Annotated in this window: 20 protein-coding genes and 1 tRNA gene; 17 read left to right on the top strand and 4 right to left on the bottom strand. The window is 60.9% G+C overall.

The features are described 5' to 3' along the window. The first annotated feature begins 27 nt into the window (after nucleotides 1–27). The 6 genes from JQ629_RS30625 (at nucleotide 28) to JQ629_RS30600 (ending at nucleotide 6097) form a co-directional block, all read left to right on the top strand. Nucleotides 28–1200 carry an aminoglycoside phosphotransferase family protein gene (locus JQ629_RS30625; RefSeq protein ID WP_212415780.1) on the top strand — a complete coding sequence of 391 codons (1173 nt, stop codon included), beginning with the start codon at nucleotides 28–30 and terminating at the stop codon, nucleotides 1198–1200. Nucleotides 1201–1556: 356 nt separating this feature from the next. After that, a complete protein-coding gene (locus JQ629_RS30620; protein WP_212268821.1) occupies nucleotides 1557–2414 on the top strand; it encodes a branched-chain amino acid ABC transporter permease in 858 nt (285 codons plus the stop codon). Next, a complete protein-coding gene (locus tag JQ629_RS30615) occupies nucleotides 2411–3454 on the top strand; it encodes a branched-chain amino acid ABC transporter permease (protein ID WP_212415779.1) in 1044 nt (347 codons plus the stop codon). Before JQ629_RS30620 ends, JQ629_RS30615 begins: the two co-directional genes overlap by 4 nt. A gap of 1 nt (nucleotide 3455) precedes the next feature. Next, nucleotides 3456–4154 (top strand): ABC transporter ATP-binding protein, encoded by a 699-nt coding sequence (locus tag JQ629_RS30610; protein WP_212415778.1) that lies wholly within the window; start codon nucleotides 3456–3458, stop codon nucleotides 4152–4154. Then, a complete protein-coding gene (locus JQ629_RS30605; protein ID WP_212415777.1) occupies nucleotides 4151–4846 on the top strand; it encodes an ABC transporter ATP-binding protein in 696 nt (231 codons plus the stop codon). The genes JQ629_RS30610 and JQ629_RS30605 overlap by 4 nt, the downstream gene beginning before the upstream one ends. A 33-nt stretch (nucleotides 4847–4879) precedes the next feature. Continuing rightward, entirely contained in the window at nucleotides 4880–6097 is a 1218-nt protein-coding gene (locus tag JQ629_RS30600) for an ABC transporter substrate-binding protein (RefSeq protein ID WP_212268817.1), read from the top strand. Nucleotides 6098–6180: 83 nt separating this feature from the next. Here JQ629_RS30600 and JQ629_RS30595 read toward each other — a convergent pair whose 3' ends face one another. After that, on the bottom strand, nucleotides 6181–7200 hold the full coding sequence (locus JQ629_RS30595; RefSeq protein ID WP_212415776.1) for a zinc-binding dehydrogenase: 1020 nt from the start codon (nucleotides 7198–7200) through the stop codon (nucleotides 6181–6183). A gap of 235 nt (nucleotides 7201–7435) precedes the next feature. Between JQ629_RS30595 and JQ629_RS30590 the strand changes: the two genes are divergently transcribed. Genes JQ629_RS30590 through JQ629_RS30560 form a run of 7 tightly spaced genes read left to right on the top strand, consistent with a single transcriptional unit; the run spans nucleotide 7436 to nucleotide 14825 of the window. Beyond that, on the top strand, nucleotides 7436–9094 hold the full coding sequence (locus tag JQ629_RS30590) for an AMP-binding protein (RefSeq protein ID WP_212415775.1): 1659 nt from the start codon (nucleotides 7436–7438) through the stop codon (nucleotides 9092–9094). Continuing rightward, entirely contained in the window at nucleotides 9091–9852 is a 762-nt protein-coding gene (locus JQ629_RS30585; RefSeq protein WP_212415774.1) for an SDR family NAD(P)-dependent oxidoreductase, read from the top strand. Before JQ629_RS30590 ends, JQ629_RS30585 begins: the two co-directional genes overlap by 4 nt. Nucleotides 9853–9862: 10 nt before the next feature. Then, nucleotides 9863–10648: an SDR family NAD(P)-dependent oxidoreductase gene (locus JQ629_RS30580; protein ID WP_212268813.1), complete on the top strand. Its 786-nt coding sequence runs from the start codon at nucleotides 9863–9865 to the stop codon at nucleotides 10646–10648. 38 nt (nucleotides 10649–10686) lie between these two features. After that, nucleotides 10687–11934 carry an acyl-CoA dehydrogenase family protein gene (locus JQ629_RS30575; protein WP_212415773.1) on the top strand — a complete coding sequence of 416 codons (1248 nt, stop codon included), beginning with the start codon at nucleotides 10687–10689 and terminating at the stop codon, nucleotides 11932–11934. After that, nucleotides 11934–12974, top strand: coding sequence for a phosphotransferase family protein (locus JQ629_RS30570; protein WP_212415772.1), 1041 nt, complete (start codon nucleotides 11934–11936; stop codon nucleotides 12972–12974). Before JQ629_RS30575 ends, JQ629_RS30570 begins: the two co-directional genes overlap by 1 nt. After that, nucleotides 12971–13657 carry a nitroreductase gene (locus JQ629_RS30565; RefSeq protein ID WP_212415771.1) on the top strand — a complete coding sequence of 229 codons (687 nt, stop codon included), beginning with the start codon at nucleotides 12971–12973 and terminating at the stop codon, nucleotides 13655–13657. The genes JQ629_RS30570 and JQ629_RS30565 overlap by 4 nt, the downstream gene beginning before the upstream one ends. Then, nucleotides 13635–14825 carry a CaiB/BaiF CoA transferase family protein gene (locus JQ629_RS30560; protein WP_212415793.1) on the top strand — a complete coding sequence of 397 codons (1191 nt, stop codon included), beginning with the start codon at nucleotides 13635–13637 and terminating at the stop codon, nucleotides 14823–14825. The genes JQ629_RS30565 and JQ629_RS30560 overlap by 23 nt, the downstream gene beginning before the upstream one ends. A gap of 138 nt (nucleotides 14826–14963) precedes the next feature. On the opposite strand, the gene JQ629_RS30555 is transcribed toward JQ629_RS30560, so the two are convergent. Beyond that, nucleotides 14964–16631 carry a hypothetical protein gene (locus tag JQ629_RS30555; RefSeq protein ID WP_212415770.1) on the bottom strand — a complete coding sequence of 556 codons (1668 nt, stop codon included), beginning with the start codon at nucleotides 16629–16631 and terminating at the stop codon, nucleotides 14964–14966. A 355-nt stretch (nucleotides 16632–16986) separates the two neighbouring features. Further along, nucleotides 16987–17060 (bottom strand) — tRNA-Gln (locus JQ629_RS30550). Between the two features lie 517 nt (nucleotides 17061–17577). Here JQ629_RS30550 and JQ629_RS30545 point away from each other — a divergent pair. The 4 genes from JQ629_RS30545 to JQ629_RS30530 all read left to right on the top strand — a co-directional run bounded on the left by JQ629_RS30545 (nucleotide 17578) and on the right by JQ629_RS30530 (nucleotide 22536). Next, nucleotides 17578–18942: a protein kinase domain-containing protein gene (locus JQ629_RS30545; protein ID WP_212415769.1), complete on the top strand. Its 1365-nt coding sequence runs from the start codon at nucleotides 17578–17580 to the stop codon at nucleotides 18940–18942. Then, nucleotides 18942–20093: an ATP-binding domain-containing protein gene (locus tag JQ629_RS30540; protein WP_212415768.1), complete on the top strand. Its 1152-nt coding sequence runs from the start codon at nucleotides 18942–18944 to the stop codon at nucleotides 20091–20093. The genes JQ629_RS30545 and JQ629_RS30540 overlap by 1 nt, the downstream gene beginning before the upstream one ends. Continuing rightward, nucleotides 20090–21430 carry a hypothetical protein gene (locus JQ629_RS30535; protein ID WP_212415767.1) on the top strand — a complete coding sequence of 447 codons (1341 nt, stop codon included), beginning with the start codon at nucleotides 20090–20092 and terminating at the stop codon, nucleotides 21428–21430. The genes JQ629_RS30540 and JQ629_RS30535 overlap by 4 nt, the downstream gene beginning before the upstream one ends. Before the next feature lie 377 nt (nucleotides 21431–21807). Continuing rightward, nucleotides 21808–22536, top strand: a complete 729-nt coding sequence (locus JQ629_RS30530; RefSeq protein WP_212415766.1) for a polyamine aminopropyltransferase — start codon at nucleotides 21808–21810, stop codon at nucleotides 22534–22536. Nucleotides 22537–22668: 132 nt separating this feature from the next. Here JQ629_RS30530 and JQ629_RS30525 read toward each other — a convergent pair whose 3' ends face one another. Further along, on the bottom strand, nucleotides 22669–23247 hold the full coding sequence (locus JQ629_RS30525; protein ID WP_349631349.1) for an invasion associated locus B family protein: 579 nt from the start codon (nucleotides 23245–23247) through the stop codon (nucleotides 22669–22671). Between the last annotated feature and the right edge of the window lie 114 nt (nucleotides 23248–23361).

Raw genomic sequence — 23361 nt, 5'->3', positions numbered from 1 at the left:
TGCGCCGCTTAAGGGGAAATTGAGAAGATGGGACAATCAACAGATACGGCCCTGGCCGCGCTGAAAATCAGTGGACGTGTCGCTTACGAGCGCCTGGCGCGGCCAATGGCGCGCCGGTTCGACGATGTGCCCTGCACACCTTACGCTGTTACGCCTGAATGGCTGACGGCGGTCCTCTGCGGCAACGTCCCGGGGGCCATTGTCACAGACGTTGAAATCAAGCCTGCGAGTGCGGGCACCCACGAGCGGCATCAGTTAAGAGTGTCCTACAACGAGGAAGGTCGCCGCGCCGGCTTGCCGGTCTCGATCTTCACCAAGTCGCTGCCGAGCATCGTCACCCGCATGATCGGCGGCTTCAACGGCACGGCGCGCGTGGAGGGCAGTTTCTTTACGCAGATCCGCGCCCAGCTCGAGATCGAAGCCCCGCTGTGCTATCATTCCGCCTATGATCGGCGAACGTTTGCGGCGATCCATCTGCTGGAAGATCTGGTCGCGACCAAGTCAGCGACGTTCTGCAATCACAAGACATACGTCACCCGCGCCATGGCCGAGGACATGATCGATCTCCTGGCGTCGCTGCACGGCCGCTTCTACGGCGATCCGACGCTGGCCGAACGCTACCGCTGGCTCGCCAGCTATCCCCGATGGTTCACCATTGGGGCTGCAAAAATGGGCACCGAGTATTACACAAGGAAAGCGTTTGACGCCGCCGCTCACGTCATTCCAGCTGCGGTCATGGCGCGCCGCGACGATGTCTGGCCGGCAACGATGCGCGCACTTGCGCTGCATGACAGCGAGCCGCAGGGCCTCATTCACTCCGACGTGCACATCGGCAATTGGTACCGGACAGGCTCGGGCCAAATGGGGTTGTGCGATTGGCAATGTCTGTCGCGCGGCCATTGGTCACGCGACTTCGCCTACGCCGTGACGGCGTCGCTGACGCCGGATGATCGCCGGAGCTGGGAGCGCGAACTGCTGACCCGCTATATCGATCGGTTCGCGGAGAAGACCGGCGTCAAGTCGGACTTTGATCTCAGCTTCCAGCGCTACCGGCAGCAGATCGTGCACGCGCTTGCGATGTGGACGATCACGCTATGCCACTCGCCGCTGTTGCCGAACATGCAGCCCGAGGCCACCACGCTGACGATGATCGAGCGGATGACGACGGCGATGGCCGATCTGGGTGCGCTCGATAGTTGATCTTCGTTGGCTTGCAGCTGTGCGCGCCGAAATCCGTCGCATCGTTGCGCTTGTGTACTAATTAGTCAGCAAACTCCCGGCGCGACGGCGTACGTGTGGCAGAGCAGCGCAGGTCGGCCAGAGTTTTGCGTTTGCGGGACATATAAGTATATGATAAACACGTGTACTAAATAACGGGCACAGACCCGGCTCCGCCGGCACGGCGGGAAAAGAAGCAGTTCGGCATCGCCCGCGATCGGATCGTTGGCGCACGCTTAACGTGGCGGGGAGGGTCCATTGCGGAAGCGGGTGCGCAAATTGGCGGCGTATCGGACGGACGCGTTTCGTCCGCGGACGCATGACGAGAGGGCGCCGGCGTGATCGCGCTGTTGATCGCCAATTCGCTGGCGCTTGCCTCGCTGCTGATCATGCTCGCCAGCGGCCTCGCGCTGATCTACGGGCTGCGCGACGTTATCAATTTCGGCCACGGCGCGATTTACATGCTCGGCGCCTATCTCGGCTACACGGTCTCGCTGGTTGGTGGATTCTGGCTGGCATTGATCGTGGTGCCGATCCTGCTTGCGCTGCTCGGCATCGCCTTCGAATATCTGGCGCTGCGGCCCCTGCAAGGCAGGTCGCATATCGAGGTCGCGCTGGTCACGCTCGGGCTCGGCATCATCCTCGGGCAGATCATCATCTTCTTCTATGGCGGCGTTGCGCGCAGCGTCGATGCGCCGCAAATCCTGTCCGGTTCGGTCACGGTGCTGAACCTGTCCTATCCGGTCTACCGCATTTTCCTGATCATCATGGGGCTGGGGTCGTGCGCGCTTCTTGCCCTGTGGCTCAGATACACATCCTCGGGGCTCTATGTCCGCGCGGTGAGCCAGGATCCGTCCGTTGCACGCATGATGGGCATCAATGCCGACCGGCTCAGCTTGCTGGTGACCAGCCTCAGCACCGCGTTCGCCGGTGTCGCCGGCGTGCTGGCGGGTCCCTATCTGTCGATTGACCCGGGAATGGACGTGACGATGATCGTCAACTGCCTCATCATCGTGGTGATCGGCGGCACCGGAAGCATTGGCGGCGCGATCGTCGCAGCGTTGCTGTTCGGGTTCATGCAGGTCGCGGGATCGGTTTTCCTGCCGAATATCGCTGCCCTGGTTCCCTACATCTTGCTGATGATCGTGTTGCTGGTCGCCCCCCGCGGCATCGGGCGCGGCAGGGTGCTCAATTGAGTAACCGGACAACGACCGCGGCAAGCGAGCGCGTTGCCCCGCTTGGCGCGATGGGCGGATCGTCCCTGCGCGTGCCGCTGACCCTTGTCGCGGTTGCGATCGTGTTCGTGGTGGGTGCGGTGGCGCCAACCCGCTTCGCCGGCGATTTCGTGCTCCGGCTGGCCAATGAAGGCTTGCTGCTCGGCTTGCTCGCCCTCAGCGTCGCGTTCCTGATGAACCAGGCCGGACTGGTGGCGCTGGGCGCGGCGAGCATCTATGGCGGCTCCGGTCTGCTGTTCGCCATCGCCATGAACGATTGGAACCTGACCCCGATGGTGGCGCTGTGCGCCGCCTTTCTCATCATTGTGGTCTACGCCACGGTTCTCGGCGCGCTCATTGTGCGCACCAACCCGCTCGCCTTCATGATGCTGACGCTTGCCGCCGGCGAGATGATCAGCCACGCCGTCATGCTGGAAGCATTGCGCGACTATACCGGAGGCGCCGACGGGCTCGTCGTCAGCTTCAAGGGTACGGTATTCGGCATGGAGGCCGCGGACTTTGCCAGCCCGGCGCGGTTCTGGGTGGTGATGTGGGTCGCGGCATGGCTTTCCGGTTTGGCGTTGTGGGCCGTCGGCCGCTCCCGCCTCGGTGCCATCCTGCGCGCGGTGCGGGAGAACGAGGAACGCATGCGGTTCTCGGGATTCGACACCTATCTACCGCGCCTGATCGCCTATGTGCTCGTCAACATCGTCGCCGCCGTTGCCGGCCTGCTGCACGTGCTCAACGCCGGCTTCGTCTCGCCCGAGAGCCTCGGTATTTCGGTCAGCACCAATTCGCTGGTCGCGGCCCTGATGGGCGGCATCGCCGGCTCTGTGGGACCGCTGCTGGGCGGTGTGATTTTTTCCTTTGCGCAGGATGAGTTCGGCGCGCGTGGGCTCACGCAGCTTTTGACCGGCATCGCCATCGTCGTGTTCATCGTGGTTTTCCCGCGCGGTGTCGTCGGCGGATTGTCGAGCATGGCATGGCTGCGGAAGCTCGGCGGCAGGCGGGAGGCTTCCTGACATGCTCAGGATCGAGAATCTTTCCGTGAGCTATGGATCGGTCCGGGCCCTGTCGGACGTCGATCTGGAAGTCCTTGGCGACGGCATTCTTCACGGCGTGATCGGTCCCAACGGCGCCGGTAAATCCACGCTGCTCGACGCGGTTTGCGGCCGCCGCCGTCCGGTCGCGGGAACCGTCCACTATCGCAACGAGGATATCACGCGGCGCTCGGTGGCCTGGCGGCGCCGGCAGGGCATGGCGCGCTCGTTCCAGCGCACCAGCGTGTTCCAGGATCTGACCGTTCACGAACAGCTTCATCTGGTTGCGCAGCATCTTGGCGATAACAGGCTCGACGACGTGATCGAGGTGATGGATCTCTCCGGCTATCTGCACCAGAAAGCCGGCCGCATCGCCTACGGCGTGCAGCGCAGGGTGGACGTCGCCCTGGCCTTGATCGGCCGCCCGCATCTGCTGTTGCTGGACGAGCCGGGCGCAGGCCTTTCGGCGGCGGAGACGCTGCACCTGTTCGAGCATCTGCGCGATCTCGTGCGCGAGCGGAAGATTGCGGCGGTCGTGGTGGAGCATGATGTCGACGCGGTATTCGCGTGCTGCGGCAAGGTTACCGTGCTCGACCTCGGCCGCCACCTCGCCACCGGCACGCCGCAGCAAATTCGCGCCGACCATCGCGTCGTCGCCGCCTATCTCGGAACCGCGGCATGAGCGCGCTCCGCATCGAGAAGCTGGTTGCCGGCTATGGCGCCTCGACGGTGCTGCATGGGATCGACCTCACGGTCAATGAAGGGGAATCGGTCGCCGTCGTGGGCCGCAACGGGGCGGGCAAGTCCACGCTGCTGCTCTCGGTTTTTCGCGAGACCAACATCATCTCCGGCGCGATCTGGGTGCATGACAGCAGGGTCGATCATCTGCCTGGCTACATGGCTGCGAAGCTCGGCATTTCGATTGCGCCGCAGGGCCGTCGCATCCTGCCCAATTTGACCGTCAAGGAGAACCTGCTGCTCAGCAAGGCGACGGGCAGGGCTGGGTATTGGGATCTGAGGGCCGTCTACGATCTGTTTCCGGTGCTCGAAGAGCGCGCGAACCGGCCCGGCACCATGTTGAGCGGCGGCCAGCAGCAGATGCTGGCGATTGGGCGGGCGCTGATGGCCAATCCGAGCCTGGTCTTTCTCGACGAGCCGTCGGAGGGCCTTTCGCCGGTGCTGATCGACGGGCTGGTCGGCGCGCTCAATACGATCCGCCAGGCAGGAACCGGCGTGCTGGTGGTCGAGCAGCATTTGAATCTGGTCAAGCGCGCGACCGATCGTTTCATCATTCTGGCCAAGGGAGAAGTCGTCGGCTCAGGACCGACACCGGCGATCGGTGCGCCTGAGAACCAGGCACTGATGGCGTTGTAAGAAAATTCAAAACCAGGCGTAGGGAGAGCAAATATGAGGAAGGCACTTACCAGTACGGGCTTCGGCGCGCTGCTTTCGGCGGCCCTCGCCATCGCGATGGCAACCACGGCGCCGACCACAGCTTCCGCCAACGATACCGTCAAGATCGGCGTGCTGCTGATTGACAGCGGGCCATTGGCCGGCCTGAAGGAAACCCAGACCAAGGCGGTCAATCTGGCGATCGAGCGGATCAATGCCGCCGGCGGCGGCGCCGGCAAGAAACTTGAAGCCGTCTTCATCACCTATCCCGGCACGCCTGATACCGCCGTGGACGGTGCCACGCGCGCCGTCCAGAAGGATGGCGCGTTGTTCATTACCGGAATGGACACCTCGTCCGTCTCGCCGGCGCTACAGGCGAAACTTCCGGCATTGAAAGCCCTGATGGTCGAAGTGATGGCCAATGCCGACGGTCTGACCGGCAAGGGCTGCTCGCCGAATTACTTCCGGGTCAATGCCAACGATTCGATGATCATGGGGTCCTACAGGGAATTCCTGAAGGACCAGGGCGTCAAGAAATGGGACATCATCGCGGTCGATTACGCGGCAGGGCGCGACTCCGCCGACAAGTTCAAGGGCTTGATTACCTCGCAGGGTGGAACGATCGCAAAGACGTTGTTCACCCCGTTCGGAACGCCGGACTTCGGCGCCAAGATTTCCGAGCTCGGCGCAGAACCGGCCGACGGCCTGTTCGTGACGATCTTCGGCAGCGACGCCATCAACCTTGCCAAGCAGCAGCAGCAGTTCGGCCTGTTCAAGAAGTACAAGATGGTGCTGGGAAATTCCTTCGTGATCCCGCAAACGCTGCCCGCTCAGGGCGACACGGTGCTGGGCGTCTATCAGAACATCGGCTTCGTTGCCGGTTTTCCGGGCGCACAGGCCGAAGACTTCGTGAAGGCCTACAGTGAAAAGTACAACGGTGAACTGCCGCCTTACACCGGCGCTGACCAGTACGCCGCCATTCAGCTGATCGCGGCCGCGCTCAACAAGGCGAATTCGACCGACATCAACGCCGTACGGACGGCGCTGTCGGGCCTCAAGGCCGATACGGTGCTTGGCGACGTGGAGATGCGCGCGGGCGATCATCAGGCCGTGCGGCGGATGGCCATCAGCCAGATCCTGCCGGGTAAGGATGGCAAGCCGACCTACCACATCAAGAAGATCGAGCCGGGCCCGGACATCATTCCCCCGGTCGATCCCGCCTGCAAGAAGTGAGCGGTCCGGCGCCGATGTCGATCAAGTTTCGACGCCGGCGCCGAATTGTCTGCGTCAGGCCGCGCCTGTTTGCGGCCTGCCTGTCACGGCACCAGCGACACCTTGCCGAATTGCGCCCCGGACGCGAGATGGTCGAATGCGGCGCGTATGTCCGCCATGTCAAAGGTCGCATCGATGACCGGTTTCACCAGACCGCGATTGAACACATCGAGCAGTTGGCGGAATTCACTGAGGCTTCCGCCGGTCGATCCGTAAATCTCCAGCTGGCGGATGAACACGCGCTGCAGATCGGCGGGAGGATTGGAACCCGTCGTCGCGCCGCAGGTGACAAGCCGGCCGCCGCGGCGCAGCGACCGCAGCGATTCACCCCAGCTCGCTTCGCCGACGCTGTCGATCACCATATCGACGCCGCCATTGCTCATTTGCAGGATCGCGTTCGACACCCGGTCTTTTTGATAGTTGACGCCGCCGCTGGCGCCCAGCGCGATCGCGCGCTCGATCTTCGCATCGCTGGACGAGGTGACGAAGACCCGCGCGCCCACCAGTTTTGCCAGCTGCAGGCAGGCGACCGCGACACCCCCGCCGATGCCGACGATCAGGACGCTCTCGCCGGGCTGCAGGGTCTTCTTGCCGAACAGCATGCGCCAGGCGGTGAGGTGACCCGTCATCAGCGCGCCGGCCGCGACCAGATCGGCGTCGTCGGGCAAGGGGAAGAAACAGCGGCTCGGCATCGCGATATATTCGGCAAAGCCGCCATGGCGATGCTCGCCCATGATCTTCACGTTCTCGCACAGCGGCTGGTCGCCGGCGAGGCAATAGCGGCAATTGTTGCAAAACGCCTCGGAAAACAGGATGGCCTTCATGCCCGGCTTCAACGCGCTGCCGGACTCGGCCTCAACGATCTCGCCCGCGGCCTCCACGCCCATCACCTGCGGCAAGGTGTGCGTGATCCCGGCGCCGTTGTCGCGCATGTAGAGATCGACGCGATTGAGCGACGAGGCCGCGACCTTGAGCACGGACTCGCCGGGGGCAGGGGCCGGATCGGGAAAATCCCGCCAACTGACGCCGTCGGCTCCGCGCCGTTCCAGGACCGCCGCTTTCATGCTGCCTTCTCCTGCTTCGCCCGTCGCGCGTTCCGGTATTCGGACACACGTTTATCATATGCGTCTTGTGCTTGTTCCCTCAAGGCGCGCTCGCCCCCGCCGCGGTCGGTATGCGGTCTAGTTTTGATAGGTGAACGGGCCGGTCGATTTTGGAGTTGCGGTTCATCGGAAAACTAGTACGCTAGCTAACGAATAGGCCGTCAAGCGCCGCGATAAGAATCCAGGGAGAGAACGCATGAGCGGAAATCGATTTGATCCCGTCGCCCACGCAACGTCGATGCGCGCAGGCGGCTTCTGGATCGACAAGAGCTTCGACGAGTTTCTGCAAGCGACCATCGCGGCCACGCCGGGAAAGCTCGCCCTTCTGGCCGACCGCGCCGATCGCCCCGAGGCGAAGCGCTTCAGCTATGCCGAACTCGGCGATCTGATTTCGCGCGCGGCGGCCGCCTTGAAGCGCCTCGGTGTCGGCCCTCGCGACGTCGTCTCCGTTCAGCTTCCCAATTGGTGGGAGTTTGCCGTGATCGCGCTCGCCGCCTTCCGGGTCGGCGCCGTCATCAACCCCCTGATGCCGATCTTCCGCGAACATGAACTGAGCTACATGCTCGACTTCGCGGAAACCAAGCTTTTGATCGTGCCAAAACTGTTCCGTGGCTTCGATCACGAGGCGATGGCGCAGTCGCTGCGGCCCAAACTGCCAAAACTTCAACACATCATCGTTGTCGACGGCGAGGGGGCGAACAGCTTCGACCAGGCGCTGCTCTCCGGCAGCGATCGTCTCAAGCCGCCCCCGATCGGCGAGATCGGCGCGCTTCCGGCCGATCAGATGGCGGTGTTGATGTTCACCTCGGGCACGACGGGCTCGCCCAAAGGCGTCATGCATTGCCTCAATACGCTGCTGGCCTGCAATATCGCGCTGGCCGGCCGCTTTGGCCTCGACACCAACGACACCATGCTGGTCTGTTCGCCGCTCGGCCATATGACCGGCTTTGCGGCCGGCATGCTGCTCGGCCTCAAGATCGGCGCCTCCGTCGTGCTCCAGGACGTGTGGGAGCCGAAGCGCGGTATCGCGATCATGGCCAATGAAGGCGTTACTTACTCGGCGGGTGCCGCGACGTTCCTCGCCGACATGTGCGAGGCGGTCGCCGGTGGCGCGGCAAAGCCTGCGCACTTACGCAAATTCCTGTGTGCCGGCGCGCCAATTCCGCCGGCATTGATCGATCGCGTCTACCGCGAGCTCGATCTCAAGGTCTGTTCGCTGTGGGGCATGACGGAATCGCTGTCGAGCACGTTGACCGAGCCCGAACGGGCGCTCGAAAAATCGTCGAAGACCGACGGCCGCCCGCTGGAGGGCGTTGCCGTAAAGGTGCTTCGCATGGACGGATCTCCAGCGCCGGTCGGCGAGAAGGGGCTGCTCAAGGTGCGCGGCGCGCAGATGTGCCTCGGCTACTACAAGCGCGCCGACATGGAGCCGTTCGACGCCGAGGGGTGGTTCGACACCGGCGACATGGCCTACATGGACGACGAGGGCTACATCCGGATCGACGGCCGCATCAAGGACATCATCATTCGCGGCGGCGAGAACGTGCCGGTCTTCGATATCGAGAACCTGCTGTTCAAGCATCCGGCCGTGCTTTCGACCGCGATCGTGGGTTATCCGGATCCAAGGCTGGGCGAGCGCGCCTGCGCATTCGTGGTGCTGCGTCCCGGCCAGACGCTCGATCTGGCCGCCGTGCAGGCCTTGATGGCGGAGCACAAGGTCGCGAAGCAGTATTGGCCGGAACGCATCGAAATCGTCGCCGATCTGCCAAAAACCCCGGCGGGCAAGGTGCAGAAATTCCAGCTGCGCGAGATCGCAAAGGCGTTCGCCGAACCGCCGCACAAGGCCAGCGCATGAACTCCCGCCTCAGGGATCGCGTGTGCGTCGTCACCGGCGCCGCGCGCGGGATCGGCCTTGCGATCGCCGAGCGCTTCGGCCAGGAGGGCGGTCGCATCGCTTGTGTCGACGTCAGCGCCCGCCGCCTGGAGCCTGCGGTCGAGGGGTTGAAGAGCAAGGGGTTCGACGCCAAGCCCTATGAGGTCGATGTCGGCAAGCGCGACGATGTTCACGCCCTGTTTGCGAGGATCGAGAGCGAGTTTGCGGCGCCGGTAGCCGTGCTGGTCAACAATGCGGTCTTTGCGCGCTTCGAGCCGCTGGCGCAGATCGAAGTCGAGACGGTCGATCGCATGTTTGCGGTCGGTGTGCACGGCCTGATCTGGACCACGCAAGCGGCGGCGCCGCAGATGGAGCGTCGCGGCGGCGGCGCGATCGTGAATCTGAGTTCCGTGTCGGCGTTCAACCCCGCCAAGGATTCCATTGCCTATTCCGCGCTGAAGGCCGGTGTCGTTGGTCTCTCGCGGGCATCGGCAATCGAGCTCAGCGCCAAGAAGATTCGCGTCAACGTGATCGCGCCGGGCATGATCGGCACACCGGCTTCGATCGCGCAATTCGATGAAGCGACGATCGCAACGCGCCAGGCCGAGATGCCGGCCGGCCGCTTTGGTGAGCCGGAAGAGATCGCGGCCCTTGCCGCATTCCTCGCCAGCGACGACGCGAGCTACATCCAGGGCGCCGTCATCACCGCCGACGGCGGCTGGACCATCCCTGCCAGATAGGAGAAGCGCGATGAGGCGACTGGAAGGCAGGCGCGCAGTCGTTACCGGCGGTGGCAGCGGCATCGGCCGTGCCAGCGCGATCCGTTTCGCGCGCGAAGGCGCTTCCGTGCTGGTGGTCGGCCGGGCCGGCAATACCGAGGAAACGGCAGCAGCGATCCGGGACGAAGGCGGCATCGCATCGGCGTTGATCACGGACGCGGCGGTCGAGGAAAACGTCGCCGAGATCGTCCGGCGCTGCGTGGCGGAATTCGGTGGTCTGGAAATCTTCTTCGCCAATATCGGCGTCACCGGAACGAACACGCCGTTGCTGGAGCAGACGGTCGAGGAGTGGTCGGACGTCTACCGCATCAACACCATCAGCTGCTTCCTCGCCATCAAATATGCCGGCCGGCACATGACGGCGCAGGGCTACGGCTCGATCATCCTCACCTCGTCGGCCGCATCGCTGCGCGCCAATGCCGGCGCCATCTCCTACAGCGCGAGCAAGGCGGCGGTGAACAATCTGGCGCAGACGGCGGCCAACGCCTTTGCCGGCACCGGCGTGCGCGTCAATGCCGTGTTGCCGGGGCTGGTGGAAACGCAGCTGACCCGAAAAGTGTTCGAGGATGCCCGCGCGCGGGGCGTCGAAGCCAAGCTCGGCCATGTGACGCCGATGAAGCGACCCGGGCGTGCCGAGGAGATCGCCGCCGCCGCGGCCTTCCTGGCCAGCGATGATTCGTCCTACGTGGACGGACAACTGCTCTCCGTCGATGGCGGCGTCAGCAGTACCCACCCTTATGGGCGGATCGCGCTCTAGCAGCGGCCGAAAACAAAGAGAGCACCGGGAGAGGCGCCATGGACTTCGAACTACCCAAGGAAATCACCGACAAGCTTGCTGAGCTGGACGCCTTTATCGAGGCCGAGATCAAACCGCTCGAGCGCGACAACATCAAATTCTTCGATCATCGCCGCGAGAATGCCCGAACCGACTGGGATGATGACGGGCGCCCGCGCACCGAATGGCGCGCGCTGATCAGCGAAATGGAGCGCCGCGCCGACAAGGCAGGGCACCTGCGCTATGGCCTGCCGAAATCATGCGGCGGCCAGGCCGCTTCCAATCTTGCGATCGCAGCGATCCGCGAGCACCTCGCCGCCAAGGGGCTCGGCCTGCACAACGATCTGCAGGACGAATCCTCGATCGTCGGCAATTTCCCGATCATTCCGGCGCTCGCCGACTACGGCACCGAGGAACAGAAAAGCTATATCGAGGGCATCATCACCGGAAAGAAGCATCTTTCCTTCGCCCTGACCGAACCCGGACATGGCAGCGACGCGACGTGGCTGGAGACGGAAGGCGTACGTGACGGTGATCATTGGGTCATCAACGGCCGCAAGCGCTGGAACAGCCAGGTGGCCCGCGCCCACGCCAATCTGGTGTTTGCGCGCACCTCCGGCAAGCCGGGCGAGGCCAGGGGCATCACCGCCTTCATCGTTCCGACCGATACGCCGGGCCATCACGTGCTTTACAATCACTGGACCTTCAACATGCCCAGCGATCACGCGGAGACCGAACTGGTCAACGTGCGCGTGCCCGACAGCGCGATCCTGCACAAGGAGGGGGAGGGCCTCGTCGTCGCACAACGCTTTGTGCACGAGAACCGCGTGCGCCAGGCCGCGGCGAGCGCGGGCGCCGCGCGTTACTGTATCCTGAAGGCGGTCGAATACGCCAAGACACGCGTCGCCTTTGGCGAGCCGCTCGCGCGGAAGCAGGCGGTTCAGTTTCCGCTGGTCGAGCTGTGGTCCGAATACGAACTGGTGCGCAATTTCATCTTCCGCACGGCGTGGCAGATGGACCGCCAGAATCCGCTGGAGATCAGCGACATGGTCTCGATCTGTAACTTCCGCGCCAACCGCCTGTGCTGCGAGGCGGCTGACCGGGCGATGCAGGTACATGGCGGCATTGGCTACAGCCGTGCACTGCCGTTCGAGCATATCTACCGTCACCATCGCCGTTATCGCATCACAGAGGGTACCGAGGAAGTGCAGATAAGGCGCGTCGCGCAATACCTGTTCAACTTCAGCGGCAAGCAGGCCAGCCGGTGATGACGGCGCCGAGCGCGTCCGACCGCGGCGTCGATTTCGACGTTGCGCGGCTTGACGCGTATCTGAAGGACTGGCTCGGCGGCACCGGTCCGACACGGGTGGAACGCACGCACGGCGGGATGTCGAACCCGACATACTTTGTCAGCCGCGGCGGGTGGCGCGCGGTGCTGCGCAAGCAGCCGAAGAACGTGCTGCCGTCGGCACATGCGATCGACCGCGAATTTCGTGTCTTGACGGCGCTGCAAGGCAGTTCCGTACCGACACCAGAACCCTATCGGTACTGCGAGGATCGCGAGATCGTCGGGACGCCGTTCTATCTCATGGAATGGCTTGACGGCCGCGTCTTCAACGAGTTCGGAACGGCCGGACTCGCCCGCGCCGAGCGCACCGAGCTGTTCCGTTCGATGTGCGCCGCGCTGGCCGCCATCCACAGGCTGGATTACCGGGCGCTGGGCCTGGGCGATTTCGGCCGGCCCGGAAACTATTTTGCTCGCCAGCTCAAGCGCTGGTCGGAGCAATGGTCGCAGTTCCGCCGCGGCGACGATGATAACCCCGCGCTCGACAGGATGGTGCGCTGGCTTGCCGAGCGCTTGCCCGAAAGCGAGACGGTCGCGCTGTGCCACGGCGACTTCCGTATCGCCAACGTCATGTTTCATGCAACAGAGCCGCGCGTGGTCGGCGTGCTCGACTGGGAGCTCTCGACGCTCGGTCATCCCCTCGTCGATCTGGCCTTCAACAGCCAGGCCTGGCTGATGGCACCGGACGAAAACGGCGGATTGCTCGGCCTGCCGCTCGCGGAGATGGGGATTCCGTCCGAGCGCGATTATCTGGAACTCTATTACGAACTGTCCGGCGCGACCGAGCGCCTCACCCGATTTCACCAGGTGTTCGCGATGTTTCGCGGTGCGGTCGGCAGCGCCGGCGTCGCCGCGCGCGGGGATCTCGGCACCGGAGTGTTGCCGGACGCGGCGCGTGTCGGGCGGCATCTGGCGCACGCCTATGCGAAGCGTGGTGTCGCGTTGATCGAGGAAGAGCGATGAGCATGCACGAACGGCCCGCCATCACCATCGACGAGGCGATCCGGCGCCGCCGCTCGGTGCGTGGCTTTCTGCCCGACGAGATTCCGGAGGCGACGTTGCGCGAGGTGTTCGAGCTTGCGCAATGGTCGCCGTCGAACTGCAACGTGCAGCCTTGGACGCCGCATGTCGTTTCGGGTGAAGCGTTGAAACAACTTCGCACGGCGCTGGTCGCGGCCGGGATGCGGGACGAGCCGATCAAGCCGGACTGGCCGGCTGACGGCAAATTCACTGGTATCTACCGCGAGCGGCAGGTGGACGCGGCGCAGAAATTATATGGCGCGATGGGGGTCGAGCGGAGCGACGTGGTTGGCCGCAAGATGGCCTATATCCGCAACCACGCCTTCTTCGATGCGCCGCACGCCGTACTGATCTTCATGCCGACGCCGTTCGATACGCGCGAAGCGGCCGATATCGGCATGTATGCGCAGACCCTGATGCTGGCGCTGACCGCGCGCGGCATCGCGTCCTGCGCGCAGGGCGCGCTTGGGCTGTTTCCTGAGATCATCCGCGAACAGCTCGGCATTCCCGCCAATTACAAACTGCTGTTCGGCGTTTCGTTTGGCTACGAGGATCACAGTATCAAGGCCAATGCGGCGCGCGTCGGCCGCGCTGATCTCGGCGATGCTGTCCGGTTCCACCGCTGAGAGAGGAGACTTCATCGTGACGGGACCGCTGAACGGCTTTCGTGTCGTCGAGATGGGCGGGATCGGCCCGGCGCCATTCGCCGGCGCGCTGCTCGGCGATCTCGGCGCCGACGTGCTGCGGATTGACCGCATCGCCAAACCGGGCGTCGAGCCGGATTTGCCGCCGCGCTTCGACTTCTACAATCGCAACAAACGCTCCGTCGCGTTGGACCTCAAGCAGCCGCGGGCCGTGGCGGCCGTGCTGGAACTCGTAGCCGGGGCGGACGCGTTGATCGAAGGGTTTCGACCGACCGTGATGGAGCGGCTCGGGCTTGGTCCCGACATCTGCCACGCCAAGAATCCGCGGCTGGTCTACGCGCGCATGACGGGCTGGGGGCAGGAGGGGCCGATGGCGCAGGAGGCGGGCCACGACATCAACTACCTCGCGCTGACGGGCGCGCTGCATTCCCTGGGCGATGCCGATCGGCCGCCGCCGCCGCCGCTCAATCTGGTCGCCGATCTCGGCGGCGGCGCGCTTTATCTGGTGGTCGGCCTGCTCGCGGCGTCGATGGAAGTGCGTCAATCGGGCCGCGGACAGACGATCGACGTCGCCATGATCGACGGTGTCACGCATTTGATGTCGGCGTTCCAGGCTTTTCGCCAGCAGGGCAGCTGGACCGGGCGGCGTGCCGACAACATCGTCGATGGCGGCGCGCCGTTTTACGGCAGCTATGCCACGCGCGACGGCAAGTTCATCGCGGTGGGCGCCATCGAACCGCAATTCTACGCCAGTCTCCTGAAGGTGATGGGCATCGACGGCGAACGCCTGCCGGACCAGAACGATCGTGCGGCGTGGCCGGAGATGCGCAAGCGCTTCGCTGAGGTTTTCGCAACGCGCACGCGCGATGAGTGGGTCGCGAAAGCTGCGGGGCGTGACGCCTGTCTTGCACCCGTGCTGACGATCGACGAAGCGCCGGAGCATCCGCAGATGCAAAGCCGCGATGTTTACGCGGCGTTCGACGGCCTGCGGCATCCCAGCCCGGCGCCGCGATTTTCCCGCACGCCTTCCGAACTTCGCCGGCCGACGCCATCCCCCGGACGTGACAGCCGGGAGGCTCTCGCAGATTGGGGGATTTCTGCGGCGCAAATCTCTGAATTGGAAGCCGCCGGCGCCATGGGGCAGGTTTGACGTGGTCGATCGGGCAGCCTGGTGAATGGTCCGACGCGCAGCACGCGTCGGCGGCTTTTCGGTTTAAGCGGCTCCAACTGGCGCTTGCGTAGCTTGCGATATGACGCGAGCGGCGCACGAAGCGGTCACCTCGTTGGTTCAATGCGAACGGCGATTCTGGACGAAGAACCCCGGCTTAAGCCGCTGCGCTTCTCGATCATCTTGAATCTGGGATATCAGGCCGCCAGTCGTACCCGCGCCCAGCGGCGCGGTCTGCGGCGCGAGAGCGCGAATTGATTGTTGCAATCGCAGAATTGAGCGGTCTCGCGCCTGGACCTCGGCAGTGGCGACAAGCTGCTCTACAGTTATCGGAGCCGAAGGCTTGCAAACGAGCTTCTCAAGCTGCTCTCTGCGAAACGGAACAAAGAATTCCGTTAGAGCCGGCGAGAGCGCTGCCTTCTCATCGATGTGAACAAAGTTGAGGCTAGCAGGCCAAAGTATTTCTTCCGCTCCAAGTTTGGCTATTGGTGCAGTTCCTGCAGGCGGCCCCGCCTTGAAGAAATTGTGACATCCGGCGCATGTAACGGCTGCCGCACGAGCAACCAACTGTGTTGAATCCACACCAACCTTGGCCAGCCTGGCAGCTTCTGGATCGACAACTGTTTGCTTGAAGGCCGTGTTATCTATAGCTGGGCCCATGGGATTGTCGATTGGCGAAACTGAACTCTGGAACTCGTTGAACTTGTCGTCGAAACGAGCACCAAGCTTGCTAAAGAGGTAGCTTTTGAAAACTTTGAGATCGAATTCCGGAGCGGTTCTATCTAAGCGTTTATCATAGTTTTTGTGGTTTTTATCCGTTGCAACTTCATCGAACTCAATCAACTGCCCTAAGTAGCTGCCCTTGAACTCCCTCCAAAACTCGTCTTTGACAGTTGCCGCACGCGCCTGCGGAGCCGCCGTAGCGGGTACGCCGGCACCGTAGAGTTCGGCAAGCGGATTTGTCTTCACCGTTACCGGAACGAAACTGCTCGAGTTGCCATCGACGCTTGTGATGATCCACTCTCGCAAATTCCACTGGACCGGCCCGGTGGACGTGCCGACCTTGTTTACAAAAAGATTGCCCCGAACCTGTCCAAAACGATAATTGTCGGCATGTACCACGGGACCAATGTTGGCGGACAACCCCGTATAGTAAAAACGATCCAATTCGTCGGCTATGACCCCACCATCCGCGAGTTTTGACAAATTGGCCCAGAACTCTGCTACGGGTTGGCAGCCGATCTGGCCTCCTAGTGGATTTCTAAGACGGGCTTCAAAGATTATCGTCATCCGGCTGGCTGGCGGACTGTTGCCGTGATCGATTGCCTTGTTGAAAGTGTAGACGATACGATGCTCTCCGCAGTCCGACCAATCCTCGGGTACTAGATCCAGCCTATTGAAGAGGCCAACAGGAACCATGGCAAAAGGGTTGTCTGGCTTATCCGCATCCAGCAAATCGGACGCTTTCAAAACGGACTCCATGGGCCGTTCTGATACCTGCATCCGAAGCTGACTGTTGCGATTTACGAAGTCATCGGCCACAAACGACGACAACATTGTCGAAACAAGTTTTTCGGCGGCCTCCTTAGTCACCGCAATACCTTGCGACTTCAACACTGCGTTGATCGTTTTTCGAAAGCTAAACCGGTCGGCCAAGGCCGCTTTATCGTTGAAAACGATCGAATGCTGCTTTAACGGCTCAGGACAATATGGCTGGGCGTACGCCGATGAATGCGTAGCGATTAGAATGACTGCGGTACTCATCCGAAGTTTAGCGACGGAAATCATGACCGATTACCCCTCAAACTAAACGTGCAATAGCTCGAACTTCAACCTTATTATGCATACTCGCTTGGCGTGTGCAACCTGCCTCGTGCTACAGGCGGAGTCCGGGCGGCTTCAGGTTTCGGCGCATTCGCGACCTAGAGGAAGGTGTTCGACCTAGCCTGCAAGGCAGAGAGGTTGTTTAGGGTGAACGTCGCGCGCGAAGAGAGGCGGCTTTTGGAATTTGTCCCCGCTGGTTCGACGTGGAAGGGCGAGGGAGCTATCGGCGACGGTCCGTCAGCCTTCGATTTGCTTGCGGAAACAGCCCCCTCGCGGTGGCTAGAGGATAAACGGGTAAAATACGACTGAGCATCCAAATTGGCTGGGGAACTAGGATTCGAACCTAGACAAACAGAGTCAGAGTCTGTTGTGCTACCGTTACACCATTCCCCATCTAAGTACCTGATATATAAGTACTTTTTTCGGAAGTTTAGCAATGCCATTATATGGACTTTGGCAAACACTCCGGGCGGTCATATAGACGTGTCGACGTTGTGGGTCCAGTCTTACCGCACGAACCCTTCATCTAATTGTTTTCCGTAGAATTTTGCCTCTTACTCCGGATTTGTCATCTCGTCGTTCCCAGATTGCTCAACCACCCCCGTCAGGCTCCCGCGTGCACTACTACTCTTGGTGATGTCGAACAGAAGAACAGTTTAAGGTTGTAGCGAAGTGGCCGTGACGCCCATTTCCGAGCGCCTTATCTATTTGCCGACGCACCCCAGACCAACTGGATGCTTTGGCGATGCTGTTCATGGTGGAAAAGGCGGCTTGCCTATATCGTAAATTGAATCGTGAATGCCTATGTATCTTGGGCGGGAACGACATGGCTGCTCTAACCATTGGCGATCGTCGGCAACGGCGCGCTTGATAGTTTTGAACGACCGCGAATGCGTGCCGAGGGGGAGCCGTGGATTCAGCTAAAGCCAAAGAATGGGAAGATCGCTTTCGCGGAACTACAATCGAGTCTTGGACGATTGAATCGCTGATCGATCATGGAAAGTCAGCAGCCGTGTTTCGCGCGGCGGGCAAGGACGGGTTAGTCGCCGTTAAGATATTCGATGATGAAATTATTCAGCGTTTCGGCGACAAGACGCAACTTGGTCGCATCGAGCGCGAGCTGACACTGGTTGGCAAATCACATCCTAATATGGTCCGCTTGCTTGGCGGCGGAGTGGATGCAAATAGCAAGAACCATTACATCGTTATGGAATTTTTGGACGGTCTCAGTCTGAGCAAATGCTTGGATCAGGTGCCAGAAGCCAACATCCCAAAGCTAATAGAACAGCTTGTGTCAGCGTGTGAGTTCTTGGAGTCGCTGAACCTAGCGCACAGAGACATCAAGCCTGCCAACATCGTTCTACTAGAAGATCTAAGTAGGCTAGTGCTGCTCGATTTTGGCGTTCTGAAGCCGATCGGCGAGGTTGGTTTAACCGACGTGGATGGTCAGCGCGTATTTGTGGGCACTCTCCAATATAGTTCTCCGGAGTTTCTGCTACGGGATGAAGCAGATGATGCCGCGGGTTGGCGCGCCTTATCAATCTACCAAGCTGGTGCGGTGCTACATGACCTAATTATGCGGCGCCCTATATTTGACGAGTTCGTGAATCCATATGCGGCGCTTGTAAATGCGGTGCAGCATGAGCTTCCAAATGTCGCGAGCGAGACGGCGCCCTCATACCTCGTTGATGCGTGTCGCATGGCGTTGGTTAAAGACCCGGCCAAACGGATAGGCCTAGCAAACTGGGATTCTTTTCGACCCCCCAAGTCGATGCCGGCCGCCGACGAAGCGCGCAAGCGAGTGGGGCAGAGGATTCTGCTCGCAAAATCCGAAGCGACTCCCACAAAGAACAACGCAGCCGCTGCTCGTGAGCTGCTCGACACGGTTATCGAAGGATTGAAAATCGAAGTTCGGCGAATACGGCAAGCGAATGCTTCGTTGATTCCTCCGGTGGAGGTGGCGCGGGCCGCACGTCGCTCCCCGATACTTGTGATTCAGCTGAAGCCGTCAGAGAGCCTTCAGCTTTTGAGCGGGTTCCGATTAAATATTGTCGTCGAAGTCATCGATGTCGATGCGCAAGCAATCATAGTTCAAATAGCTGCGGCGACTTCCGACGTGCCGATAGATGAAATTCCCGCCGTAGAAGTATTCAAGGGTCCCTATAGTTCAGCAGCGATTAGCGATCGAATCGAAGCTGCGCTATTCTTGTGCCTGGATCAAGTACAACGAGGAATCGAAGGGTCGCTCAATCTTGATGGTCTAGGAGGGACTTGATGGAATCCTCTTGGTGGAAAGACATTAGTCAGCTTGATGAAGAGCAAAAAAAGGTCATCTCGCTCGATGACGATGCTGACCATCTTGTCATCGGCCCGCCGGGCTGCGGGAAAACAAATCTTCTTCTGTTGCGAGCGAGTTATCTTCACAAAAAGGGGACTACCAATATCAAAGTGCTCGCCTTTGGCCGAGTTCTTAAGGAGTTCATTGCGTCCGGTACGACGCACTACCCGTTTGCCCCTGACAAGGTGCAAACGTTTATGCGATGGGCATACGAAGTTCTGAATGCCAATGGCCTCACTCTGGCTGAAGACGATGATTTCGATAAAGTTCGGGATCAAATGTTTGCCAAACTGGGTGAAGTCGCGGCAATGCAAAAAGCCGAGAACACCTACGACGTGATCTTGCTAGATGAAGCGCAAGATTACTCTGATGACGAAGTCAACTTGATCCGTTCGTTTGGTGAGCGAATTTTCGCTGTTGGCGATAACAATCAACGCATCACGGAGAGAACCGGCGCGCTAGAGAAATTAGCGCAGCTTGGAGCGGGGACAGTAACTCTCCGTCACCATTATCGAAATGGTATGAAGATTTGTCGCGTTGCGGATGGGATCAAGAATCTCATCGATGATCCTAGCGGTATGGAGGCGAGTTCCAACTATGACGAGGCTGCGTATCCCTCCACTGTCGAGGCATTAGGAGAATTAGAAATCGACGATCAGGTGGCCCAAGCAGTGAAGCGTATAGAGACTCAACTCCAAGCTTACCCAGGAGAGATGATCGGAGTGCTGTGCCCACGAGCTGATGATTTGAAAGTAGTTGTCGGCCTACTTCTTGCCAGTAGCATTGCTGGAGACGTGCAAGTACAGCGGGCTGGTGCTTACACCTCGATGGTTGAAGGTCGTCCGGTTGTCGTTACGACCGTACAAGGAGCAAAAGGTCTCGAGTTCAGGGCTGTTCACCTGATGGCTGCTGACAAGCTGAAAAGATTCCCCACGCAAAGGAATCTGACTTACACTGCTGTGACGAGGGCGAAAACGACGCTCGTTGTTTATCATGGTGGGAGTTTGGCGGGTTACTTTGAAAAAGGACTGAAAGCCTGCGAAATTGCGAAGCCAGTTGAGCCGGACCTGAAGGATCTCTTCTTATGATCGCGATCACAACGCGTCGCCTAAGTCGGGAGGAGTTCGTCAATTGGATGGCCGAGGCTCTGGTCGGTAATCCAACGTTGCCAAGTGATGCAGGGTCGCAGCGCGCGAAGCCTAATGATGTGACACTGGCTTGGCCAGATTTTCAGGCGAATGCTAGGCCGATCATCTGCGTCCCAGAAAGGCAGCTTCAAGAATTTTTCGCATTTGTATCGACCTACAGCACAAACGTGCGTCCATTTACAGCGTACTTCCGAGTTTTGCCGACCGAATTGATCGAGAGTTTGGAGAATAATAGGCGCGTCCATGGTAACGAGATGCAGATCGCTCGGATGGTTGCTGGAGCCAGCCTTGCCGAAGCCTGGATGGCTGCAGCACGACAGTCCGAACGACCGAGCCATGTGCTTCCGTTGCTTCAGTCATCGCTATCTCTGTTGCTTGGTCAAACGGTTCTAGCTGGCTATGACGACCAAGCGTTTGATTGGGCTTTGAATGAATGGATCGCAGCTCGGGGAGAAGGTATCGAAGCCGTTAGTAAGCAGAATGTGGGAAGCAGTGCCGTTGCTTGGCTCCATGTGCATAGGGCGACGACGGCACTCTCGCGGGGGGCTCTTCGAGAGTTCAATGGTCCGATCGTTGAGTTCATCGCAGCTGCGGTTGAGGCGCGGTCTATTAGGCCAGATATGCTTCGCAAACTCTCGACGATTGCGGGCGTTGACCTCGATTTGGTGAAATTGCTCGCCGCCTCAAGAGAGGAACGAATTAGCCGCTTCAATGCAACGATCGCCCAACTCAAAAATCGCGGCGAAGGCGGACTGAAACCTGAATTTTTGGCGGGTCTAATGCTTGCGATTGCCGGCAATGGATCGTTTGAGATGCTGCGATCAGCCCGTGAATTTGAGGGTTGGCTCGATGGTGCGGTTGTTTGGTTCGGTATCTGCGCTGCACTTTTCGACGATAGCAACGTCCTCGTATACGCTAATTCAGCTGGTCGGCGCGTGGTCCGAGACATTCTCCGGCGCGACGATCCGTTCGATCTACCGAGAGCAGATATAGCCTCGACAGAACTTCGGTTCATGCAAGGCAGCAAGGTTGATGTCGGACAATTTGGCGTTCATGGGCCAAGGTCGATCGAAGTTGAGATACTCCCCAACGTCGTTACCCGAATACTATCGCAGGAGACTAGCCAAACTGAGCGGAGCCCGGACGAACGCGACATCCTGCTGCGCACAATGGATGAAGTGTCTTATCTAGCTAGTCGCGCTCGCCGTATTTTGACAGAGGGAAGTGAGCGTCAGGGAGATATTTACAGGTCGCGCAGGCCGGGTCGTAGCAAGTGAGCATGTGGCAATTCCACTAATTGGCCCGAGCGCCACTTGGCAGCGCCGAAAGTTTAGCAAACGTCTCAGATTTCTTCAGTTCAGGCCGGATCAAATCGGGGAGGTTTGCTAAACTGGTTGAGGAAAATCAACGACTTAGCCAATAAACCGTTAGGCTACCGTTACACCATTCCCCAAGAATTGCTGAGCGACATCAATGACTTAGTGAGTCGGCCGGCAATTGCTCGCGGCCGGATCCTGAGAATCCGGCGAACTGGCGCCCTTCTACTCGCTACCTTGCGCCCTTGGCAAGCGCGCGGGGAAGGCGTTGTTGCAAGGGGCCCGGCAAATCCGCCGGTATTTTGGGACGCGGCCGGGCCGCAGTCAGGCCTTGGCCGATGAGCCTTTCGTTCGAAGAACTCGACTTCCGCCCGACGCCGATGGGCGTGCTCAGCCTGCGGCGCCGGCGGCGGCCGATGTCCGACGTCGATGTCTACGAAATCAAGCTCGGCGACGAGTTTCTGATGTCGAGCCAGTTCACGTTGGCCGAGATCGAGCTGGCGCGGCTTGGCCTCGCGGCGCATGGTCGCGCGGATCTGGACGTGGTGGTCGGCGGCCTCGGGCTTGGCTACACCGCCCGCGCGGTGCTCGAAAACGCCGGCGTGCGCTCACTGATCGTGGTGGATGCGCTTTCCGAAGTGATCGAATGGCACGAGCAGGGATTGCTGCCGCTCGGCAAGGAGCTCACCGGCGATCCGCGCTGCCGCCTTGCCCATGGCGATTTCTTTGCGATGTCGGCCTCCGCCGAAGGGTTCGACGCGGGTTCACAGGGACGCCGTTTCGATGCGGTGCTGGTCGATATCGATCACTCGCCGCGCAAGCTGCTGCATCCGCGGCACGCCGCGCTGTACGAGCCGGAAGGGCTGGCACGGCTCGCCGGCCATCTGCAGCCGGGCGGCGTGTTCGCGCTGTGGTCGAACGATCCACCGGACGATGCGTTCGAACGCGTGCTGGCCGGCGCCTTTGCGACCTCGACAACCCATGTCGTGACCTTCGACAATTGGCGCGGGGATCACGATGCCAGCAACACCGTCTATGTGGCCGTGAAAGCGGAGGTGGCGCGGTAGTGGTGTTATTCCGTCATTGCGAGCGCAGCGAAGCAATCCATTCTTGCTTTGCGTGACGAGGTGGATTGCTTCGCGGTGCCTGTCATCGGGCGCGCATTCGCGCGACCCGGTGGCTCGAAATGACGAAATCAGTTACTTGATCTTGTCGTAGGCTGAGGCGAAGTCGGCGAGCGGCATCGGAATGGTGATGCTTTCCTTGGCCATGTTCTGGAACGACACTTTCAGCTGCTTGCCGGATTTCATCGCCGCCAGCATATCCGCCGGGATCGGGCTGTTGGCGTAGCAGCCGCGCTGCTCGCAGGTCTGGATCTGCAGATCGGAAACCTTGCCGTCGTCGACCTGAAGCTTGGCGCCCGCCGGCAGGTTTAATCCGAGCGGCAACTGGATGATGGCCATCGGCTGACGGGTGTCGCCGGCGACGCGGATGTTGAGCAGCACGATCACCTGTCCGGTCTTGGTGAGAACCGCGGTCTGTTCGACCGCGCATTCGAGCGGCGCCTCGCGGCTTGGGCTGGAGCAGCGCGCGACCCAGCCGGGAGGGGCGGGGGTGTTGGCCGGCGCAGCATCGGCCTGCGGGGCCGGCGTCGGCGACGGCGTGGCCTGGGCCGAACGCGGCGCGGCCTTGGCCTTGGGTGCCTGCGGCGTCTGGCCGAAGCCGGGCGAGGCAAACGTAACGGCGACGACGAATGCGAGCGTTGCTGAAATTTTCACTGTGATCCGGCTCCGAAATATGTCGCTCTCGGATGTGCCGTCGGACGCTCAAAGTCAAGTAACTCGCCAGGCCAGATCGCCTGCAGGGTTAAATCACTGGCAATCCATCACGCG

Origin of the sequence: Bradyrhizobium sp. AUGA SZCCT0222 (genome assembly GCF_018130205.1) — a bacterium.
Taxonomy (GTDB): domain Bacteria; phylum Pseudomonadota; class Alphaproteobacteria; order Rhizobiales; family Xanthobacteraceae; genus Bradyrhizobium.
This window is presented reverse-complemented; position numbering and strand designations above follow the sequence as displayed.

What these genes read in the sequence shown, in the direction of transcription:
- JQ629_RS30575 (WP_212415773.1), top strand. Translation starts at nt 10,687, where the DNA reads ATGGACTTCGAACTACCCAAGGAAATCACCGACAAGCTTGCTGAGCTG.
- JQ629_RS30590 (WP_212415775.1), top strand. Translation starts at nt 7,436, where the DNA reads ATGAGCGGAAATCGATTTGATCCCGTCGCCCACGCAACGTCGATGCGC.
- JQ629_RS30585 (WP_212415774.1), top strand. Translation starts at nt 9,091, where the DNA reads ATGAACTCCCGCCTCAGGGATCGCGTGTGCGTCGTCACCGGCGCCGCG.
- JQ629_RS30605 (WP_212415777.1), top strand. Translation starts at nt 4,151, where the DNA reads ATGAGCGCGCTCCGCATCGAGAAGCTGGTTGCCGGCTATGGCGCCTCG.
- JQ629_RS30570 (WP_212415772.1), top strand. Translation starts at nt 11,934, where the DNA reads ATGACGGCGCCGAGCGCGTCCGACCGCGGCGTCGATTTCGACGTTGCG.
- JQ629_RS30555 (WP_212415770.1), bottom strand. Translation starts at nt 16,631, where the DNA reads ATGATTTCCGTCGCTAAACTTCGGATGAGTACCGCAGTCATTCTAATC.
- JQ629_RS30610 (WP_212415778.1), top strand. Translation starts at nt 3,456, where the DNA reads ATGCTCAGGATCGAGAATCTTTCCGTGAGCTATGGATCGGTCCGGGCC.
- JQ629_RS30580 (WP_212268813.1), top strand. Translation starts at nt 9,863, where the DNA reads ATGAGGCGACTGGAAGGCAGGCGCGCAGTCGTTACCGGCGGTGGCAGC.
- JQ629_RS30600 (WP_212268817.1), top strand. Translation starts at nt 4,880, where the DNA reads ATGAGGAAGGCACTTACCAGTACGGGCTTCGGCGCGCTGCTTTCGGCG.
- JQ629_RS30530 (WP_212415766.1), top strand. Translation starts at nt 21,808, where the DNA reads ATGAGCCTTTCGTTCGAAGAACTCGACTTCCGCCCGACGCCGATGGGC.
- JQ629_RS30565 (WP_212415771.1), top strand. Translation starts at nt 12,971, where the DNA reads ATGAGCATGCACGAACGGCCCGCCATCACCATCGACGAGGCGATCCGG.
- JQ629_RS30560 (WP_212415793.1), top strand. Translation starts at nt 13,635, where the DNA reads ATGCTGTCCGGTTCCACCGCTGAGAGAGGAGACTTCATCGTGACGGGA.
- JQ629_RS30625 (WP_212415780.1), top strand. Translation starts at nt 28, where the DNA reads ATGGGACAATCAACAGATACGGCCCTGGCCGCGCTGAAAATCAGTGGA.
- JQ629_RS30595 (WP_212415776.1), bottom strand. Translation starts at nt 7,200, where the DNA reads ATGAAAGCGGCGGTCCTGGAACGGCGCGGAGCCGACGGCGTCAGTTGG.
- JQ629_RS30540 (WP_212415768.1), top strand. Translation starts at nt 18,942, where the DNA reads ATGGAATCCTCTTGGTGGAAAGACATTAGTCAGCTTGATGAAGAGCAA.
- JQ629_RS30535 (WP_212415767.1), top strand. Translation starts at nt 20,090, where the DNA reads ATGATCGCGATCACAACGCGTCGCCTAAGTCGGGAGGAGTTCGTCAAT.